At 67.9% G+C, this 21,477-nt stretch carries 9 protein-coding genes; 4 read left to right on the plus strand and 5 right to left on the minus strand.

Going from position 1 to position 21,477, the window contains the following annotated elements:
- Positions 1-432: 432 nt before the first annotated feature.
- The 4 genes from CGL27_RS37155 to CGL27_RS37170 all read right to left on the minus strand — a co-directional run bounded on the left by CGL27_RS37155 (position 433) and on the right by CGL27_RS37170 (position 9,715).
- Entirely contained in the window at positions 433-3,213 is a 2,781-nt protein-coding gene (locus CGL27_RS37155) for a DUF3962 domain-containing protein (RefSeq protein WP_119992086.1), read from the minus strand.
- A 104-nt stretch (positions 3,214-3,317) separates the two neighbouring features.
- Entirely contained in the window at positions 3,318-6,857 is a 3,540-nt protein-coding gene (locus tag CGL27_RS37160; protein WP_119992087.1) for a signal recognition particle, read from the minus strand.
- Positions 6,850-8,061, minus strand: a complete 1,212-nt coding sequence (locus CGL27_RS37165) for a hypothetical protein (protein WP_205587811.1) — start codon at positions 8,059-8,061, stop codon at positions 6,850-6,852. The genes CGL27_RS37160 and CGL27_RS37165 overlap by 8 nt, the downstream gene beginning before the upstream one ends.
- On the minus strand, positions 8,048-9,715 hold the full coding sequence (locus CGL27_RS37170) for a PD-(D/E)XK nuclease family protein (RefSeq protein WP_162953145.1): 1,668 nt from the start codon (positions 9,713-9,715) through the stop codon (positions 8,048-8,050). The genes CGL27_RS37165 and CGL27_RS37170 overlap by 14 nt, the downstream gene beginning before the upstream one ends.
- 227 nt (positions 9,716-9,942) lie before the next feature.
- On the opposite strand from CGL27_RS37170, the gene CGL27_RS37175 reads away from it, so the two are divergent.
- From CGL27_RS37175 to CGL27_RS37190, 4 genes are all read left to right on the plus strand, one after another.
- On the plus strand, positions 9,943-12,153 hold the full coding sequence (locus CGL27_RS37175) for an N-6 DNA methylase (protein ID WP_162953146.1): 2,211 nt from the start codon (positions 9,943-9,945) through the stop codon (positions 12,151-12,153).
- A gap of 98 nt (positions 12,154-12,251) precedes the next feature.
- Positions 12,252-14,270: a class I SAM-dependent DNA methyltransferase gene (locus CGL27_RS37180; RefSeq protein WP_119992090.1), complete on the plus strand. Its 2,019-nt coding sequence runs from the start codon at positions 12,252-12,254 to the stop codon at positions 14,268-14,270.
- The gene (locus CGL27_RS37185; RefSeq protein WP_119992091.1) at positions 14,267-15,583 is read left to right on the plus strand and encodes a restriction endonuclease subunit S; all 1,317 of its coding nucleotides are present in this window, start codon (positions 14,267-14,269) and stop codon (positions 15,581-15,583) included. The genes CGL27_RS37180 and CGL27_RS37185 overlap by 4 nt, the downstream gene beginning before the upstream one ends.
- Positions 15,580-18,876, plus strand: coding sequence for a type I restriction endonuclease (locus CGL27_RS37190; protein WP_119992092.1), 3,297 nt, complete (start codon positions 15,580-15,582; stop codon positions 18,874-18,876). Before CGL27_RS37185 ends, CGL27_RS37190 begins: the two co-directional genes overlap by 4 nt.
- Positions 18,877-19,188: 312 nt before the next feature.
- On the opposite strand, the gene CGL27_RS37195 is transcribed toward CGL27_RS37190, so the two are convergent.
- Entirely contained in the window at positions 19,189-21,342 is a 2,154-nt protein-coding gene (locus CGL27_RS37195) for an AIPR family protein (RefSeq protein ID WP_240450767.1), read from the minus strand.
- Positions 21,343-21,477 lie beyond the last annotated feature (135 nt).

The following is a 21,477-nucleotide window of genomic DNA, read 5'->3' on the forward strand; positions in this document are numbered from 1 at the left end:
TCTGATGTTCTCCCGCCAGCCGATCCCCTACCCCCGCAGCGGTCAAGCGACGTACCTTCGCCAACTCGGCTTCTACGCTTTCACCAAGGAAGGACTCGACGCCTTCCGCAACCTCGAACAAGGTCCCCTTGAGGAGGCCGAGGAAGTCGAGATGCTCCGGCTCCTGGAACACGGCACCGCGTACGGATGGTTTCCGTCAGCTGGGATCGCCGTCGACACACCAGAGGGTGCGCGCCGATGCCCTCCTGAAATCTGAGGGGGAGGCAACATCAGGACCGGTAATGGCCGTGGCCCGGAACACGGCAGCCGCATCGCGTAGCGGGGGAACCTCAAAACGACCGAGGCGGACGATCGGGTCATCGCGCAAGCACAGGACAGGTCTCCCCACGACTCACACTGTGTGTCCAACCACCCCCCGGCCACGACGACTGCTTACGCTTCGCCCAAAGACTCGTCCTCCTCGCCGTGCTCGGGCGTGGCCCCGATCGAGGCCGTCCCCGGATCGGCTTGCTCCGTGTCCTCCATGGGCTCGGCGTACTTCGCGGCGAGCCGGGCGAGGTGCAGGGCGAGTGGAAGCTGGAGCGCGTTGGCGTAGTCGTCCGGGAAGCGCTGCTGGTGGACGTACATGGCCCACTGCTCCGGATCGTCGCCTGGCTGGAGTGCTGCCATGCAGAGGTCCAGGATTTCGGGGTTCCACGCCGGCGTACCTGGCATGCGTAGGGACCGTCCGGCTGCGTTGCGGTGCTCGGTGAACTTACTCATGTCACGGGGGTGGCCGTGCTGGCTGGCCTTGTCCGAGGTGCTCTGGAAGAGGCGATTGTCCTGTGGCGCGTCAGCGGGTACCCAGAGCCCCTTGGCAACCCCGGCGCCCGAGTCCCCGTCGGGTGCCCACCACTGCGGTGTCTCCTCCCGGTCGTTGCTCGCGATGCGGACAACCCGCAGGCGGCGGCCGTGCGCGGCGAGCCGCTGAAGTGGTCCGGCGCCCAGGCTCAGGCGGTCGGCGGCCAGCCCGGGGTTGGTCAGCCACGGCCAGCGCTGGCGGGTGTTCTGTGCGTGGGTGAGGACGAGGGTCGGCTCGCCGCGCAGCTTGTACAGCGTCTGCTTGACGAACAGGGCGGTTGCGTCCTCCTGCTGCTTCCGCGTCCTGAGATCCGTGCTGCGGATCTTTCCGGTGAGGCTGCGCAGCAGCTCGGGGTACGGCACCCAGTCTGAGGTTTCCGCCGTACGGCCGAGCACACAGTCCTGGCCAGGACGGATGAGTACGGCGATCGGGGTGAACTGCGGGTATTTGTTGTCACGGCTGACGTTGCGCTTGACGAGCCAGAAGGCGAGCTGGTTCAGGTCCTCCGGGATGGCCGCACCGAGTGAGTGCTCGGGCAGGAACCGCATCCCGAGCTGCCGCAGGCCATCGCTCCAGGCAGCCCTGGCCCGGTGCGGGTCCGAAACAGCCTCTGGCTTGGCGCTGCCCGGGTCCGGGAGGTCCAGGAACTGGCTGACCAGGCTGGCATCAGCGAGCCCCACACGCAGCGCGGACTTGGGGTCACTCGTGCGGCGCCGGAAGCCGTCCTTGCCCTCCAACTCGACGAATGCCAGCTGAGGGTGTGTACCCAACTCGGTTGTCCACACGCGTAGTTCGTCGCGCACCGCACGCCGTCGCGCATCCATGGCGGCGTCCCATTCATCGCCGCGCCGCAGGGTGCTGCCCTCACCCAGGGGGCCGACGAGTTCCGCGGCCTGCCGGACGTGGAGACGCACGGTCAGGTCGGGATGGTCCCACTGCCACAGGTCAGGGCCACCGGCCGTGCGGTACCGCGCGAGGCCGAGGTTCTCCTCGGCCGCCGCGACCAGGTGGTCGCGCATGATGTCGGTCTGGTGCAGCAGCACGGCAGTGAGCCCCGAGGGGCCGACTGCGCGAGAGAGAAGGGGGCGCCGGCGGGCAGCGTTGCGCGCCTGCCGTTCAGCGTTCTCCCGGTCGATCCTTGCCTTGTCCTCGTCGGTGGCGTTCTTCGGCACGGAGGCGGTGGACTCGAGCACGTTGTGCGGGGTCTGGCGCCGGATTCCGCTGCGCCGGGATGTGCTGACGCGCGTGAACTCGGGGGACAGTGACGCTGCGGCCCACTCCGTCAGGCGCCGTCGCTCCTGCGGCGCGATTCCGGCCTGTACCCCGTGTCGTCCCATCATCGTGTGGTGCACCACTGCGGCGGTGACGCCGTCCCGGCTGGTGAGCCAGGTCTCCGGCTCCTTGGCCATGAGGTCGGGTGAGGGGAAGCGGGGGACGGCAGAGATCTGGTTCAGCATCCCCTCCGGCCCGCCCTGAACCCACGCGTAGCCCCCGGCCTGGGGCACCCAGCGCAGGCCGCCGACCGCGAACCGTTCCGGGGCGGGTCCGTCGGGCACAAGACTCTGGTCCGCCAGCAGGTAGACGGAGGCGCTTCCCCGCTGCGGCAGCCAGACGGGACCGCGTACCCATCGGCGTACACCGGTGGAGAGGTGGATACGGGGAGTCGGGCCGAAGGGAGCGGTGCGCAGACAGATCCGGATGTACGCGGAGTAGTTCCACACGTTGGCCTTCGCACCACGTCCGGTGGGGTGCTCCAGCGGCGGCCAGGAGACGAGCTCGGCCCCGGGAGCTCCCGCGTCCATCGCGACCTGCCGGAACGTGAGCCGCTCGCCGAAGTGCTCGTAGGCCGGTTCCTGTCGTGCGATGCGAGCGGCGAGGACCTCGGGCAAAAGCCGCCACAGGTGGTCAGCGGGCACGGCGGTGCCGCTGTCACTGACGGTCTGCTCCAGCATGTCGACGCTGAGGAGATCCCACTCCAGGCCGTTGATGTCCAGCAGAGAGGCGGTTTCCTTGACTTTGGCGTGTCCCTCGGGGCCTGGCTGCAGATCGCGCAGCCAGGCGTGGATGAAGGTGCTCATCACCGCCTTTGGATAGGGTGCGTTCGCGTACAGCCAGGGCCGACCGTCGTCGAGTGGGGCCCTCTTGGCCACGGATACCAAGTCGGGAGCGACGGCTGCGATCACCTGGTTGAGCCGCTTGATGGGCACCGACACCTTGCCGCGATCGCGCCGCTCGGGCTTACCGTGCTGCCAGTGGTCCTTGAGAGGGTCCCGCCAGGCTCGGGGGAAGGCGAGTGCGTAGTGGGGCATGAGGAAGGGATCGCCCCCCGGTGTGGGGATGAAGGCGGCGGGCTGGATGTGGTCGTAGGCCATGACGGGGTGGGTCTCCGTTCGGATCGGTGAGAAGCGTCAGTGAGTGTCATTTCCGATGCGTGAGAGTGCGTCGATGCGTCGGCGCGGGAGTGTCGGCGGGGGCCTCAGTCCATGTCCGCCAGTGCCTTGTACAGCGGCTCGTATAGGGCCTCGACCAGGGACTTATCGATCGAGGGCACGGCGGAGTCGGTACTGAAATAGGGGGCGAGGAGCACGCGCATGCTCGCCAGCAGGCTGGTGGCGGGGGTGTCGGTGGCCGCGAGGCCAGCCTCGCGTGGTGAGAAGGCAGCGTCGACGAATACGACGCGTGCGGGCACTCCGCCCCGCACGAGGCGGCCGATGACCTGCCAGATCACGACCAACTGGTCCCAGGCGAACGACTCCTTCTCGGTCTTCGGGAGACTGGTCCACGACAGTCGGCGGGTCAGGAAGCGGTTCCAGGCGTGGCGGGCGTCGCGCCGGAAGGCGAGCCCCGCTCGGTCGGGGGTGCCTTCCCGGCGGGCGAGGCGCCGCAGGCCCTCGCCCGGGCCGCGGGTCTGCCGTACCGCCCAGTCGTTGACGGCCTGCACGGCGAGTGCGATGTCGTCGGGGCGGGGGTGTGGGCGGGCCAGGAAGTAGACGGTGCCGATGGCGGCCTTGCCTCCGGGGACGACGATGTTGTGGCCGCGTTCGACGGCGAGGAGTGGGGCGACGAGGAGTTCCCCGTCGGCCTGGCCGCCGCCCGCCCAGCCCGCGATGTCACCGCGGCGCAGGGCCTTCGCCTCGGCGGTACGTGGCAGGGCGCTCCAAGCTGTGTCGAGGTCGGCGTCGTCGGAGACGAGCCGGGAGACCCGACCGGCCCATTCGGGGATCGAGCTGAGGTATGCGGCGGCCCTGCGGGCCTCCTCGTAGCTGCCGACGAGGAGTAGCAGGCGGCGCCTCTCGGGGTCTTCGATGTCGTCGAGTTCCTGCTGGAGGGCGCTGACCGAGCCGCTGAGGCCGCGGTCGGGCTCGGCGAGCTGGTACAGCATCTGGACGAGGGCGGCCGGGCGTTCCTCCGGGTCGCAGCCGGACAGCCGCAGTGGTCTTGTACTTCCGGGCCAGTACAGGAATTCCTTGCGGAACTCGGTGTCGAGGATGGCGCGCACCTCCTCCTTGTGCGGGCGCAACACCGCATCGACATCGGCGTGCACGTGGTAGCGGCTGGAGGTCCCGGCCCAGCTGGTGGCGGACATCAGCATCAGGTGCGGGCCGGGCCGTCCGTCGACGGCTGGCAGGTCGGGCAGACCGAGCAGCAGTTCGCGTCCCACACCGTTGCAGCGGAAGAAGCGCAATTCGCCACTCTGCTCGCCCTCTTTTCTCCTCTCGTCCAGCTGGAACTGGAAGCCGAGGACGTTGCCCATGGGCGACTCGGGCATCACGGGCTCGTAGTCACGGGGCGGGCGACGGGAGAGCACATTGGAGGCGGACTCCAGGTTGAGGGCCGCTTCGACGCGCTGCCAGAGCCCGGTCATGAAGTTGAGCCGATGGTGGAGAGCGGCGAGGACCAAGGTGAGTTCGAACCGGGGCACGTGGGGGTCGGTTCCGTCGTCGAGTCGTACGGCGCCGTTGAGGAGCCGCTCCAGCACGGGCCGGACTTGGGTGCGGGTGTCGGAGCCGTGAGGGGCGTGCAGCAGACCGAGGGTGAGATGGACGAGCTCGTTGACGAGCACGGTTTCCGCCGGGTCCGTCTCGGGTTCGGTACCGGCGGTACGGGGCTGGAGCGGGTCGTCACGGAAGCGGTTGAGTACGCCGTCGATCCGCTCGCGCTGCGCGAGGCGCCGGGCCTCGGGCATCCCCTCGGACACGGTGCTCTCGTCCACGTCCTTGAGGTCGGGGAACCAGGCGTTGATGAGCCACTGGTGGAGGGTGACCGCACTGAAGTAGTCCTGGGTGATCCAGTGGCGCAGCGCGCGGTTCTGGATGAGGCGCGAGTACAGCCGGTCGGTGGCGTGGCGCACGGTGTGAGTAGCGTTCGTCCAGTCGTCGATGTCCCGTGCCGAGAGCTGGAGTCGCGCCTGACCGGCGAGTTCGGCAAGGGCGTGGGCAGCGACCTCGTCGATCCACGAGTTCGGGGCGCGTCCGGCGAGAGTGGTGGCGGGGGCGAACGCCGTGTCGAGCTGCATCTGCACCCGGTCCGCCTCGTCCACGACGACCAAGTCGCTCATCCGGCACGCGAGTTCGAGGTAACGCAGCCGCTGCTGCTGAAGCTGTTCGGGCACGGCAGTGTGGACGAGACTCGCGGGAGTGGCCACCCACACCCGGGCGTCGACGAGTTGACGGGCCGCATGATGGCGAGGGCAGCGGGACCACAGGGGGCAGCCGTGACGCCGCGGGCGTTCGTCGTCCGTGGGCGCGGCACTCGCAGCGCGTTCAGCGGCCGCTGCCCCGTCGAGGGCCTCCCCATCATCATCGGGATCTGCCTCGGAACCCTCCCCGCCGAGCAGCCCTTCCCGCGGGTCCGCCGCCTCCGTGGGTGTCCGGCGCACCTCGTAGAGGTTTCCGCACGGCGCCTCGCCGACGCGCAGCGGTCGCTCCGCCTCCACGCCGCGCAGGGCGTCGAGTGGGCAGGCACTGTTGACGTGGTCGAAACCGTCGTGCCAGTGGGTGAGCAGGCTCGGGGTGCCGCTCGACGCGATGCGCCGGTGGAGTCGCTGGATGTGGCGCTCGCGCGTGGAGTGGCCGAGTACTGGTGCGGTCGGCACGCCCAGGCGGTCCAGGAGTCCGGTGACGGACAGGGCTTCGGCGACATCGCCGACGACGACGGTGATCCGCAGCCCGCGTTCGGTGACGGCCCAGAAGGTGAGGATGTCGCGCAGGGTGCTCTTGCCGGCGCCGACCATGCCGACGAGATGGAGGAGCCGGTCGATGCGCAGGGTGTCGCTCTGCTCGAACTTTCCTTGTCTCTCGTCGCGTACGAACAGCTCGACGCGCCTCAGGCGCTGGAGCCAGTGGCCACGCGCAATGTCCGAGGTCTTTGACTCGATCGCGTCCATACGGCGCGCGGAGGACTCCAGTTCACGCCACTCGACGGTGATCGGCTCACCCTTGCCGGGCAGCGGCGCATCGAGGTCATGTGCGGCTGTCGGTCCGTCCGGAAGCAGGTCCTCGGTGAAGGTGACGGCGTACCGACGGTCACGGACGGGGAAGACGTAGTCTCCGGCCTGGGCGTGCGGCAGTCGGTGGCGCGCGTACGGGGGCGGCTCGCCGAGCACCTTCTCGTAGCGTTCGAAGCGGCGTGCGGCCCGCGCGGGCGAGCGACGCACGGGCACGGACTCCGCGGATGCCAGATCGTATCCGCGCAGTTCCTGGGGAACGGCGAGGTAGGACTCGAGGGCGAGCAGCCATTCCCGGCGCCTGCGCAGGGGCAGCAGGTAGTGCCGGGCTCGCCGGACGCACAATCGCTGCGCGTCGGTGGTGATATCGCCGAACGCCTCCCCGAACGGGTAGCCACTGATGAGTGTCCACGTGTCGATGGCGGCCCGGCCCGGCATGACCGACTCCAGGAGGTACAGGCCGAGTTCCACATCTAGTAGATCGCCGGGGTTGAAGGAGCGGGGTCCGTCCTGCCATGCATCCTTCAAGGGGGCGGTCAGCCCGCGGTGCCAACCGCTGCGGTCACGCATCGAGCTCTCCTCCCTGGGGTTTCGGTGTCGTTCGCAGTACTATCCGCGCTGTCCGGGGCGCCGGCCGGGCGGTTTCGGGCTCGGTGCGCCGCACGGTGCGGGCCAGGGTGCTTTTCGCCTGCCGCACGACCTCCTCGTCCGTGAGCAGGCTGACGTGGCCTTCGACTCCCTCGGGCAGATGGTGGTGGAAGACTTCGCGGTAGCCGTCCCGTTCCTTGAACCTGTAGAAGGGCACGACGAGCAGTCCCCGGTCGTAGGGCGGTTCGCCGCGCAGGGCGGTGGTGGTCCGGCCCAGCAGCGCGGGGTTGGCGCGGTCCTTGACGTCGATGCCCCACGCCCGGCCGTCGGGAAAGACGACACGGAGGTCGTACGCGTCGAAGTTGGGCCACATCGCGACGTCGAGGCCGAGTCTCACAAGCCGCCGCTCCAGGCCGGTCTCGGCCAGTCCGGGGCCGGTGATGAAGACGCGAAGCGGCCTGGTGAGGAGGTACAGGCCGCCATCGGCCCCGGGCTCGAGGCGTTCTCTGACGACCACAGGCTTCCTGCGGCAGCGGTCGAGCGTGCAGGCGTAACCGCCGTCCCTCAAGGGCACCAGCAGACATCCGCAACCGGCGCACAGCGTGCACCGCCCCTGGCTGACATAGGCGGCGGTGACCGGCTCGTAGCACCGCTTCACAGTGTCGAGCAGCAGCGACAGGTCCAAGTCAACGCTGAGCAGGGCGAGTTCGACACCGGTCAGGACGGGGCGCTCGATGAGCAGCCTACGGAAGGCGGTGTAGGAGTCGGGGGCCTTGGCCGCCCGGCACAGGGTGAGCGCCTCTTTGAGCAGTGCGTTCTCGATCTGCTCGGCAGCCGGGTCGGGCGCGAAGACGGCCCACTCCAGGCACTCCTGGGCGGGGACGCCGGTGTCCGCGTCGACCAGCCGCAGGTCACCGATGTGCTGGTCTTTGAGGAGGTACGGCCACCAGTCTGCCAGGGGGCGTGCAGCCGCCCACCGGGCGAGCTGCGGCACACTGCCGGGGGCCGGACGCCCGGTGCGCAGGCAGACGAGGACGAGATGGTTGTAGGCGGCCTGCACGACGTCGGGGTAGACGGGATCGCCGGGCGTGCGCAGCCGGGACAGGCGCACCAAGGCGGTGGCGACCAGCCTCAGCAGCCGCTCGGACTCGGCACCTGCGACGTCCGGGGGATCAACGGCGGCCACGACGCACCTCCTCGGGGGCGCTCGCGCACCACTCGGTAACGGGGCAGGTGTGGCAGTGGGCGCCGGGCCTGGGCGTGAAGACCTCGTCGCCGCGCCACGCATCGACGTACTCCCGCACAAGCCGACGGGCAGCCTCGACGCGCTCGGGCTCGTTGCACGGCTCGATGTATGAGGGGTCGCCACTGTCCGGCCGCAGCACCTCCAGCTCGACCCGCGAGCCCGCCGGGTCGCCACCGAAGGCCCCTTCGGCAAGAAGGACGACGGCGAGGGCGAGTTGCGGGTCGGTGGTGAACGGGTCCCGGCCCATCCAGGCGTCCGCGCTCTGCGTGGTCTTGGTCTCGCGCCACACCCACGAGCCATGCTCCAGGTAGAGCAGGTCCGGTTTCACGATCAGGACGGCATGGGCGTACGGATCGTAGAAGGCGCGCCGGGGCTCGGGCAGCACGGTCGTGACGCCGTCGTTGAGGAACGGGCACATGTCGATGTGCTGGGCGAGCATCCTGGACCCGATGCGAGCCCACTCGCCGGTCATGCGCAGCTCCCCGTCACCCCAGGCGGTGTCACCCCAGGGCATGTCCGCGCCCCCACATGGCGTCAGGAGACCGCTCCTGTGGTTGGCCTCCAGATGGGCGTGGACGGCCTTGCCGAGCTGGTTCTCCGGGGAGTACTCGCGAGTGCGGGGGAGGTGCTGGGCGTAGGAGAAGTACATCTGCGGACACTTGCGGTAGTAGCGCAGGTTGCTGGCGGACAGCTCCCGCAGCGGGAAGGGGCCTCGGCCGGCGGGAATGCCGAGCAGGCCGGGCAAACGAACCGGAGCGTCACAGGTCTCCAGCCGGCGGCAGCCCGCGCAGCTGCCGCCGGGCGTTGCAGGGCCGCCGCCCACGATCTCCTTGACGCGTGCTTCGGCATGCTGTTCGTAGTAGGCGCGGACCTGGTCGGGCCTGCCCTCGAAGAGGAGCCGGTACGAGCCGTCGTGCAGCCCGGTGAGGGCCACGCGCACGTGGTCGACGGGCTCGGCACCGAGGAGCCGATACGGGTGCCAGGGCTTGGCGCCCTGCCGTGCGGGTACCCCGCAGGCGGCGGCGAGGGCGGCGATCGCGACGCGGTCCTTCGGGACGGACCGGGGGTCGGCGCTGCCGTAGCAGAGGAAGGAGAACTCGCGAAGCCGCCGTCCCGGGTTGTGGTGGCAGGCCCCCCATCCGGTCAGCTCCCACGTCCGCCCGTCCACCTCCCGCATCCGCACCCACGGGCCGGGAGCGGGAATCACAGGCGGCGCCTCCTTGGGCCGGTCGCGTTCGAGCCACCGCTCGACGGCGTGCCGCAGGAAGCGGCGCTGGGCCCGGTGGAGGGAACGCCCGGCAGAGTCTTCGGCCTGCCGAACGGCGTCCTGTGGGGCCATGCCTTCGCACTCGACGAGCCGCACAGCGGCCAGGACGAGGCCGAGGACGAAGTTCTCCAGATATGGCTTCGGCCGCTCGACGCGGTGGCCCGGCCAGGCGTTCGGCCGCGTCTTGCCCTCCGCGAAGCGCAGGCAGGTGTACTGCTCGTCTGCCGCGTGCGACGCCTGCACCCGGATCAACGCGCCGCTGCCGGTCATCCCCTCCGGGGGTGGCCACTCCGGCACTGCCGCCCCGCCCCTGCCTCTGTCCTGCACGGTCCGTCTCCCTCGGCCAATGCGGTGCCCACGGCACATCCCACCCGTCGCTGCGGCCACCCGGAGTGACCGTGATGAGACCGTACCAGATATCACTGTGAATATAACCAACCAGAGTTTGTGATCTAGGCTCTGCGCTGCTGTGATGCTGTTCATTGCGCGCGAATTCACGTAGGGTCGACCGCGCACCACACCCCGAGCTGCCGGAAGACGAGGAGCCGAGGAGCATGACGACAGGCCGAGTGGAGGTGACCGCGGCGGACATCGCCCGGCTCGCCGAGGTGAAACCGACCGCCGTCAGCAACTGGCGCAAGCGGCACGACGACTTCCCCCAGCCCGTGGGCGGCAGCAACCGCAGTCCCCGCTTCGACCTCGCCGAGGTCGAAGAGTGGCTCGGGCGCCAGGGCAAGGCCCGACGTATCGCGGTGGCCGAGCGGCTGTGGCAGAGCTTCGAGTCCGCAAGGGCCGGCAGTGCCGCCGAGGACGCCCTGGCCCTCACCGGCCTGCTCCTGTTCCACCTCCACCGCCATCCCGGCGTACAGAGCCCGCGCGACAAGGCGGGTCTGCTCCATCTGATGGAGCGCGCCGAGCGCACCTTCGCCGAGGCTCCCGGCGGCACGGTCGGCAGTCTCGGCGAACTTCTCAGCCCCCTTCAGTACGAACTCGGCGCCCGGTTGCGCTCCCTCCTAGTCACCGCCGCTGAGGCCGCGGCGGCCGACGGCGCGCGCACCACTTTCGACGACCTGTGCGCCCGCTTCCTGCACCAGGGCCCACGCTCCGGCCTCGCCGCCACCCCCCGTGAACTCGCCGACCTGATGGTCGCCCTCGCCGGGCCGCCAACCGACGGCGCGGTCCTCGACGCCTCCTGCGGCAGCGGAGCCTTCCTCCTCGCCGCCGCCGACGCGGGCGTCACCCGTGTCCAGGGCCAGGAGCTCAGCCACTCCCTCGCCTTCCTCGCCGCTCTCCGCCTGGCCTTCCGCAACGCCGGTCCGGCAGCGACTGCCGTCTCCTTCGATGTGCACACCGACGATTTCCTGCGCCGCCCCGCGTTCCGCCCCGGGCGCGCGGCGGCCGTCGTCGGTCACCCGCCGTTCGCCGACCGCAACTGGGGTCACGAAGAGCTCGTCGACCATGTGAGCTGGGAGTACGGCATCCCACCGCGCGGCGAGTCGGAACTCGCCTGGATCCAGCAGGCCCTGGCCCACGCAGCCCCGGGCGCGCCCGTGGTCCTGCTGCTGCCCCCGGCGGTCGCCTTCCGTCCGTCCGGTCGCCGCATCCGCCAGGAACTGCTGCGACGCGGAGCGCTACGCGCGGTGATTTCGCTTCCCGCCGGGTACGCGGCCCATTACGCACTCGCCCTGCAGATCTGGGTTCTGCGCCGCCCCGAACCGGGTGAACTTCCGCCTGCCCGCGTCCTGTTGGCAGACAGCAGGGGGGAGCAGGACCCGCGCATGCTGATCCAGGATCTCTGGGCGCGATACGTGGCGGCGGCTGATGACGACGCCACCTCGTTTCCGGAACGCCCCGGCGTGACTCGACTGGTTCCCGTGATGGATCTCCTCGACGACGATATCGACCTGACCCCCCGCCGCCATCTGCCCCAGTCCGCCACACTCGGCGTGAGCGCCGAAACGCTGGACGCGGGCCGCACCGCCGTGGACGAAACCCTGCGCGCGCTCAGGTCCGCGCTGCCCACCGTCGGCGCGCTCCCTAGCCTGCCGGACCTGACCGAGGCGGCGCGCGCGGGCGTTCGCGTCGCCACCCTCGCCGAGCTGGCCAAGAGCGGCGTTGTGGTGCTGCGCCGCCCCGCCCACACGGAGCGCCACGGTGGGGCCGCCGGTGTTCACCGTGGGCAGACCGGCTCCGCTCCGCCCCCCGCCCCTGGCCCCGGGGAGGCTCTCTTCCTCACCGCGCGAGACGTCGTGACCGGTCGGCCGCCATCCGAGGTCGGTCCGGCCCCCGACGACATCGTCCAGCACCAGCCGGTGCGCGTCGGTGACGTCCTGTTGCCCGTCACCGCTCGCACCGTCGTAGCCCGCGTGGCCACGGCTGAGGATGCGGACGCCTACCCGGCGGCCACCCTGCACCACATCCGCGTGGCCAACACCGACATCCTGGATCCCTGGTACCTGGCCGGCTTCCTCTCCAGCGTGGAAGGCGCGCACCAGGCCGCCTCCACCACCAGCGGTCTCGGCTCCCACACACGCCTGGACCCGCGCCGCGTCCGTGTCCCTCTGTTCTCCATTGACCGGCAGCGCGCCTACGGCGAGGCGTTCCGCGCCGTGGCCGACTTCAGCCGCCTCCTGCGCACGGCGCACGACATGGGGCAGGATCTGGCCAGAGTTGCCACGGAGGCAGTAGCGGGGGCGCTGCGCGGCCGGGGCGGTGCGGAGGCCCACGACGCACCGGCCGGTGCACGGGCCAACGTTGCTCGGTGAACCCCCGCTCTTGCTACCACCGGCCTCCCCCTCCGGCTTTACCAGGGCTGAGTTCCTCTAACCCCAACTCCCAAGAAGTGTAAGGACGTACGTACGTGGTGACCGATCCGAAGGCCCAAGCAGCCGCGGAGTACGCACAGGCGACGAAGCTAGCGAACCTCATCTGGGAGGTGGCGGACTTGTTGCGGGGTGAGTACAAGCGTTCGGACTACGGCAAGGTGATCCTGCCGTTCACCGTGCTGCGACGCCTTGAATGCGTGCTGGCGCCGACGCGGAACGAGGTGGTCGCCGAGTTCAAGCGCATCGCGGGCAAGGGGAGAAACCCTCACCCGTTCCTGCCGGCCAAGTCCGGCCACTCCTTCTACAACACGACGCGCCTCACGCTTGCCTCTATCGTGGGCGGCCATGAGGAAGAGAAAGCCAATCTTCCGCAGTACGTCCAGGGATTCTCACCGGATGCCTACGACGTGTTCTTGAAATTCCGCTTCGAGGAGCAGATTCAACACCTTGTGGACACAAAGCTCCTCCACAAGGTCATGTCCGCTTTCGCGGGTTACAACCTTCACCCCAAGACAGTCTCCAATCACATCATGGGATATGCCTTTGAGGAGCTCATCCGGAAATTCTCTGAGGAGTCCAACGAGACGGCTGGTGAGCACTTCACACCGCGGGAGGTCATCCAGCTGATCACCCGCCTCCTCATCACCCCGGACCTCGGGGAACTCAAGGTCGGCAGACCCACGCGCACCATCTATGACCCGACGGCCGGCACTGGCGGCATGCTCAACGCGGGTCAGGACGTGATCCACGAGCACAACACAAAGGCCGACGTGTATGTGTTCGGGCAGGAACTCAACCCCGAGTCCTGGGCTATCTGTCGCTCTGACATGATGATCAAGAACCAGGACATCGAGCGCATTCAGTTGGGCAACACCCTCAGCGACGACAAGTTCGAGGACCTCCGCTTCGATTACATGCTCTCCAACCCGCCGTTTGGTGTGGCCTGGAAGAAGGTCCAGAAGGAGGTCGAGGACGAGCGGGACAACCTGGGCCACCGAGGCCGCTTCGGCGCGGGCACCCCGCGCATCAGCGATGGCTCGCTTCTGTTCCTCCAGCACATGATCTCCAAGATGCGGCCTGTGGAGGAGGGGGGCAGTCGCATCGGCATCGTCTTCAACGGCTCGCCGCTCTTCAGCGGGGCGGCGGGTTCCGGCGAGTCGGAGATTCGCCGCTGGATCCTCACGAAGGACTGGCTGGAGGCTGTGGTCGCGCTCCCCGACCAGCTCTTCTACAACACCGGCATCTCCACGTACTTCTGGATCCTCAGCAACCGCAAGGCCTCGGCCCACAAGGGCAAGGTCATGTTGGTCGACGCCCGCGATCAGTGGGTCAAGATGCACAAGTCCCTCGGGGACAAGCGGAAGGTGATCAGCGAGGAGCAGATCACGCATGTGATGAAGCTGTATGCCGAGGGCCTGGAGATCGCCGAGAGCGAGTCCCACACGTTCCACGGCAAGGTCAAGGTCTTCGACAACGACGACTTCGGCTACCAGCGCATCACCGTCGAACGCCCGCTGAAGCTGCGCTTCGAGGTGACCGAGGAGACGCTGGAGGAAGCCCGCGAGTCGAAGGGCATGATCAAGCACTTCGGGGAGGCCGGGGTCGAACACTTCGCGGATGCCCTGAAGCCGCTTCTCGGGAAGACATGGCCGGGGAAAAAGCCCGCTTGGGCGGAGGTCAACGCGGCCCTCGCCAAAGCCAGCATCCCGTGGAGCCGCAACACCGCTTTCCAGAAAGCGCTGCGCGAGGTCATCGGCGTGCGCGACCCGGACGGCGAGGTTCAGATGAAGAAGGGCGAACCGGAACCGGACCCGGAACTGCGCGACTACGAGAATGTGCCGCTGGACCAGGACGTGGATCAATACCTCAAGGACGAGGTGCTCCCGCACGTGCCCGACGCATGGATCGACCACGAGAAGACGAAAATCGGGTACGAAATCCCGTTCACCCGTCACTTCTACGTGTACGAGCCACCACGCCCACTTGCGGAGATCGACGCGGAGCTGAGCGGGCTTGAGGCGCGAATTCAAGGGCTGTTGGGAAGGGTAGCGAAGTGAGCGTCATTCAAATCGCTCCGTGGCTCGCCGATTCACGCTGGCCTACGGTACCAATTCGGCTTGTAGCGCGTCTGGGGTCTGGCCACACCCCAAGCCGAAGCAAGCTTGAGTATTGGCAAGACTGCACCATTCCGTGGATTACATTGGCTGATGTTTGGCAGCTACGCAGCAATCAGGTTGATGTCATCACAGATACGAAGGAGCAGATCAGTAAACTCGGGGAGGCGAACTCTGCCGCTGTCAGGCATCCTGCAGGCACTGTAATTCTCTCCCGTACAGCGTCAGTCGGGTTTTCGGCAATAATGGGACGCAACATGGCCACAAGTCAGGACTTCGCGACTTGGACTTGCGGGCCGCGGCTCGATCCCCGCTTCCTGCTGCATGCACTGCGAGCGATGGCTCCGGACCTCAAGCGGATCGCAGCCGGATCCACCCACAAGACGATCTATATGCCAGACATTGAACACTTGAGGGTACCCTTGCCCTCGCTAGAAGAACAGCGCCGAATCGTCGATTTCCTCGACGCCGAGACGGCTCTCATGGATCAGATCTACAACCTCCGCGAGCGACAGGTGAACATTATCGACGAGTCCGCGATCTCGCGTGCGTACGCTGCTGTGCGCGGAAAGCGCGTAGATGGCCCCCGCAAGGAAAGTGGACTCTCATGGCTCGGAACAGTCCCTGCCTCATGGCGGGTCGCCGCCGTCTCTCACCATTTCGAGGTGGAACTCGGCAAGATGCTCAATGAGGAACGGGTAAAGGGGAAACATCTGCACCCTTATCTCCGCGTCGCCAACGTGCAGTGGGACCACGTGGACGTGGAGGAATTGGCGCACATGAATTTCCCCCCGCGCGAGAGGCGGCGCTATCGCCTGCGCGCGGGCGACGTACTTGTGTGTGAAGGCGGCAGTTGGCCGGGCCGAGCCGCCGTCTGGGATGGAAGGGTTCCCGAGATGTACTACCAAAAGGCCCTGCACCGCATCCGTCCTCGTGGGACTGATCTTCCGCGCTGGTTGTACTACTGCCTGTTGGTTGCCGAGCGGCTCCGCGTGTTCGCTGTGCAAGGCAATGCGAGCACGATGACCCACCTCACCCGCGAGCAACTCCGCCCGCAGCGCTTTCCGTTCCCTGACCCATCCACTCAGCGAAAGCTCGTTGAGACTCTCGATGCGGCAGCAGAGACCGACCGCGAGGCTAAAGACCTGCTTCAGCGTCAACTTAACGTGCTCGCCGAACGCCGCCAGGCCCTCATCACCGCTGCAGTAACCGGCCAGCTCGACATCACCACCGCCCGAGGTGTGGAGGCCTCGTGACCCTCACTAATGCCCCTGGTGGCGCCGTCCCGGTACAACCCCGCCCGGACTCCGAGTACGCCTTCGAGCGGACCATCGTCGAAGCCCTCACTGCCTCCGGTTGGCACGAAGGCGAGCGGGGGCAGGGCGCCTACAACCCCGAGCTCGGCCTCGACACGGCCCAGTTGTGGACCTTCCTTGGCGCCACGCAGCCCGCAGTCCTGGAGCGACTCAAGGAGTTCACCGGCGAGGCGGAGAGCCTCGAGGCCGCCAGCATCGCCATGCGTGAGTTCGGCAAGCTACTCGCTCGCGAAATCGACGCGCGCGGCACGCTCGACGTGCTGCGCAACGGCGTCAAGGACCGCGGCCTGCACATCGAACTCGCCTACTTCCGGCCCGCGCACACCATCGCCGAGGACGCGTTCCGCAACTACCGGAGCAATCGCCTGACGGTGACCCCCCGCCTGCGCTATGCGCCCGACCACACCCGTGAACTCGACCTGGTCCTGTTCTTCAACGGACTTCCCCTCGCGACGGCCGAACTCAAGAGCTCGGCGTCCCAAAACCCTCAGAACGTCGAGGACGCGAAGCACCAGTACCGCACCACCCGTGACCCGAAAGACCTGATCTTCGCCAAGCGGGCCCTTGTGCACTTCGCGGTCGACGAGATGCTCGTCTTCCTCACCACCCGCCTCCAGGGCGAGAAAACGCGCTTCCTCCCCTTCAACCAGGGGTCCAAGGGGCCCGGCAATCCTGGAGGCGCAGGCAACCCGCCCCTTCCCGACAGTGAGAACGGACCGGCCTACCGCACCGCCTACCTCTGGGAGGAGGTCTGGCAGCCGGACAACTGGATGGCGATTGTCAAGCGGTTCCTGCACGTCGAGGATCCCAGGAACAAGAAGGGCGCCGCGAAGACTGGCCGGCCGCGTCGCGTGTCCGTGCACAACCGGACTCTGATCTTCCCCCGCTACCACCAGTGGGACGCCGTCCGCCGCCTCACCACTCACGCCGCGTACCACGGCTCGGGCCAGAACTATCTCGTCGAGCACTCCGCCGGTTCTGGCAAGTCCAACACCATCGGCTGGCTTGCCCACCACCTCTCCGTGCTGCACGGTTCCGCCGAGCCGGGCACGCTCGATCCGAAAGCGGTCGCCGAACGGCGTATCGAGGCCGACAAGCCTGTCTTCCACAAGATTGTGGTCGTCACGGACCGGACCGTCCTGGACGACCAGCTCCAGGACACCATCTACCAGTTCGACCACACGCCGGGCGTGGTCCGCCGGGTCAAGGGAACCGAAGGCGCCAAGTCACAGCAGGTTGCCCAAGCCCTCGGTGACACCGGCACGAAGATCATAATCGTCACGGCGCAGACCTTCCCCCACATCCTCGAAGGCGTCACCGGACTGCAGGACAAGCGGATCGCGATCATCGTGGACGAGGCTCACTCCGGCCAGACCGGCAGCTCCGTGCCCAAGATGCGCAAGGTGCTGCGCGGACTCGGAGCGGAGGAGAAGGCCGGCAAGGACGAGGAGGAGTTCCTCACCTCCTCCGCTGCCGCACGCCAGATGCACCCGATGCTGTCGTACTTCGCCTTCACCGCGACACCTAAGAAGAAGACCCTCAACCTCTTCGGTGTTACCGACCCGGACACCAAGCTCAAGCGCGGGTTCCACATCTATTCGATGAAGCAGGCCATCGAGGAGGGCTTCATCCTCGATCCCCTGCGCAACTACACCCGTTACACGACCCATTGGCGGGTCGCCAAGGACGGTGCTGAGCAGATCGAGGTGGACGAGGACAAGGCGAAGGGCGAGCTCGCCAAGTTCGTCTATCTCAATCCGACCACTCTCGCCCAGCACGCCGAGATCATCGTCGAGCACTTCGCCGTACACGGCCGCCGCCGACTCGGCGGGCGGGCGAAGGCAATGGTGGTCACCCGATCCCGGCAGGCCGCGTACAAGATGTACAAGCATTTGGTGCAGGCCACCAAGGACCTGGACTGCGCGGACCTTGGCGTCCTCGTCGCATTCTCCGGGGAGCTGGAGGTGGAGAAGGAGATCGACGGGGTCATCACAAAGGTCAAGGTCACCGAGGCTGAACTCAACGGCGTCTCTGAGAAAGAACTCCCTGATGCCTTGGCCTACACCCGCGCCGACGACCGCTACGCCGCTCTGCGCACCGGAAAGCCGGGCGGAGCGCCCCCGCGCACCGAGTACCGCATTCTCGTCGTCGCGGAGAAGTACCAGACCGGCTTCGACCAGCCGCTCCTCACCCACATGTACATCGAGAAGCCGCTGACCGACGTTGCCGCCGTCCAGACGCTCTCCCGCCTCAACCGCACCCACCCTCGCAAGAGCCAGGAGGATCTGTTCGTCCTGGACTTCGTCAACGACCCCGAGGACATCAAGAAGGAGTACGCCCCCTACTTCAAGGAGGCCCGCACCGAACCCGCCGACGTCAACCTCCTCTATACCTCCCAGCGCGAGGTGATGGACCACCGGTTGCTGTACGAGGAGGAGATGGACGCCTTCGTCCGGGCCCTGGCCACCGCGCAGGCGGCCGACGGGTCCGCCTCCGTAGGTGAGCCGGGCGCCCGCCGCTGGGAGAAGGCCCACGCCGGCCTCTATCGCCACACCGACGCCGCCCGCGCCCGCTTCGTCGAGCGCCAGGAACAGGACGGGGACGCCGCCGAGGATTTCCGCGCCGACCTGCGCGGTTTCCTGCGTCAGTACGGCTTTCTGTCCCAGCTGATGCCGCGCGTCGACACTGGCCTCGAGCGCCTCTATCTCTATGGCAAGCACCTCGCCAATATCCTGCCCCCGCCCCCGTACGATCCCTCCCTCGACATAGGGGAGATGGACCTCACGCACATGCGGGTCACCAAGGTCGGCGACTACGACATCAGCCTCACCGACGACGACGTCGAGGACCTCGCCCCATACGGTGCCGAAGGCGCGGGTGGCCACCGAGACCCGGACAAGATCCTCCTTTCCGAGCTCATCGAGGAGTTCAACGTCCGCTACGGCCTTGGGCTGAGCGAAGCCGACCGTGTGATGTACGAGGAGCGCATCGTCGCCGCCGCAGAAGATCCGGATCTGGAGGACGCCGCCGTTGCCGCCCGTAACCAGGGCGACTTCGAGCACCCCTTCAACAAGAGGTTCCGCGACATCATGATCGAACGGGCCGAGGCGGACACCAAGTTCACCGAACGCTACTTCTCCGATGCCGAATTTCAGGGGCAGCTTCTTCAGGAGGCCCGCACGGCCGCGTACCGTCTGATCCGGCGCCGCCACAACCTCCCGGACACCCGCTGAGCCCACTGCTGGCGTACGTAAGGCGAAGGGGCGGCTACCGGAAGACGCCCACCAGGAGCCGCCCCTTCCACGTGTACTGTTCGCGCCCTCAGGTGCCCGGCCGAGGCCGCGTATCCGGCGAACACGGTGCAGGACGCCGGGTCCACGGCGAGCTGCGGGCCCGGTCGGCCGGTCAGTATGCCATTCGGGCCCAAGGGCTCCTCCTCGTCGAAGCGCCGACCGACCGCCTGCGGATCGAGCCCCGCCGATCCGTCGGCAAGACGGTGGGCGGAGCTCGATGCGTGCCAGGCGCCCCCAGGATGACGGTGGCTGTCAGCCCTCCGTCTCCTCCTCGGTGGCCAGCCACTCCACGGCCATGTCCCACAGGGACTTCTTGCCGCCGACGACCCAGCGTGCCGGTCCCTGCACAGCGGTCGGCGCCTGTTCCCAGCCAGCCAGCTCCCAGATGCGGTTGACGAGGCCGCTCGCCGAGTAGGGGTTGCCGTCGTAGGCCCACACCAGCGGCTTGGAGCGGTCGTTCGTCCAACTCGCCTGTTCCCTGCGGGGGTCGGCCGTCAGCCAGGCCCGTACGGCCTTCTCTTCCGGGGCGTTCATCGGGACGTACAGGACGGGGGTGCCCTCCGCCAGGAGCCGGGCGGTCACCAGGGTCGGCACCGCGTTCGGGCGGCGTCGGCGTCGGGGCTGCGGGGCGGGCGGCTGGTAGGTGTCGGGGACCTCCGGGACGGACCGCTCGGCCCGCACCATCGGCAGGACAAGGCCGACGAGTTCCTTGCAGCGGTCCTCGTTGGTGAAGGTGCTGGTGAGGAACGACTGCGGTCCGTAGACCGTGTCGATCTGGTGGATGAGCCACTCCACGACCGGTCTGACCAGGTCCGGGACGCGAGCGAGGAGCGGCGCGAGGTCGAAGTGCGGGTCGTCGACGTCCTCCATGCCGGGGGCGAGGAGCTGGAAGACCAGATGGCTGATCAGCAGGTCACCGCGGAGCGTCGTGTCGGCTGCCCGGCCGCGAACCTGCTCGTGCAGCCGCTCCAGCGCCTCGCCGACCTCGCGGTGAACCAGGACGCAGCGCCAGATACGCAGGGCGCTCGGCTCCTCGCCGAACAGCCGCGCGTAGTTGCCGAGCCGGCCGCTCTCCCAGAGCAGATCCGTCGACCTCTTGGCGCGAACCGCCAGTTCCGGCGTACGGTGCGCGCAGGCCAGCGCGACGGCGGCATGCGCCACCGAGCAGCCCGCCTCCGGCGCCGGATCGGCCTCGCCGCGCTTGTACACGTACTGCTTGCCGAGGGACAGGTCGAAGTCCTCGCGGATGCGCGCCTGGGTGTCGTCCAGGGCGATGAAGTCCCGTAGCGATACATCGTTCTGGGTGTTGGTGGTCTGCGTGATGCGTTTCGCGTAGGTGGCCCGCTCGTCGCCGAGGTCGCCCAGGGCGATCACCCGGACGCTGACGTCTGCATCTTCGACGGTGTCCGGTGTCAGGCTACGTGCCTCGTGGATCGAGGTGACTGTCTGGGCGCCGTTGACGACGCTGACGTTGCCCAAGATGAGGTCCACCGGCTCGTCGGGGCGACGGCGCCCGATCCAGCGCTCCTCGATGCTGTCGCACAGTACCGTGATGCCGTTGTTGAAATACCAGAAGTTGTCGGGTTCTTCGGCCAGTGTCTTCTGGATGCCGGAGTTGATCGTGGTCAGGCCGAGGGAGTTCCGGATGTTCTGGGAAAACAGGCGCGGACCGTGCCTGTCATACCACTCAGCCACCTCGCCAGCCGCTACCGTGCCCTGGAAGGCGGTGAATGGCGTGTCTCGCTTGATCCACTTCTGCATCCGCACGGTGACGTCCACCGGGGCGGGCGCCCGGTCGTCCTTGAGCTGCTGCAACAGCTCACCCGCGCCCAGGAGTTCATAGCCGAGCATGGGGCCGTGCCCGCGATGGTCCTCGACTGCACGGTCCAGGACGTCCGTGGCGTGCTTGCTGAGCGGGTCGTCCCCCACTAGCGCGATCACCAGGTGGATCTTCAGGCGGGCGTCCGCCAGTGCGGAGTCCAGCTGCGCGGTGAAGGGCCGCAGCTTGTCGTTGAACACCTCGAACTTACGCTGCTCCAACAGGCTGAGCCCGTCGACCAAAGCGAGGGCCGCGTTCTGGTTGAAGCCCGCGTTCCCCCTGTCGTTCCACTTGGCCTGGACGAGCCACACCTGAGCTCCGTCGGTGACCGCGACCGCGTCGAGCCCGCCGTCCTCGTACCCGTCGATGACAGCCTTCGCGCAGGCCTCGTGGTCCAGGCCGGTCTTGCGGCGCAGCGCTGTCGCTGCCACTGCCCGTGACAGCCATGCGCGCTCCAGGTCGCGGCCCGACTTCTGTTCCAGGCCACTCTCGTCGATGAGTCCCCGATAGCCCCGCTTGAGTCCCTCCTCGATCTGGTGCAGTTCCTGACGCGTCGTCCTCGACGGCCCTCGCCCTGTACCGCTCACGCTTCTCCTCGACCCCTCGTCGCCACCCCGCTTGTGTGCGCCGGGCCAGCGTAGCCCGGCACCATTCGCTCACCATGAGCGGGAGTCAGTGTCCGCGTGGACCTGACGTACGCTCTTTCGAGGACCGGGTGCCCC

Origin of the sequence: Streptomyces sp. 11-1-2, assembly GCF_003595545.1 — a bacterium.
GTDB classification, from domain to species: domain Bacteria; phylum Actinomycetota; class Actinomycetes; order Streptomycetales; family Streptomycetaceae; genus Streptomyces; species Streptomyces hygroscopicus_B.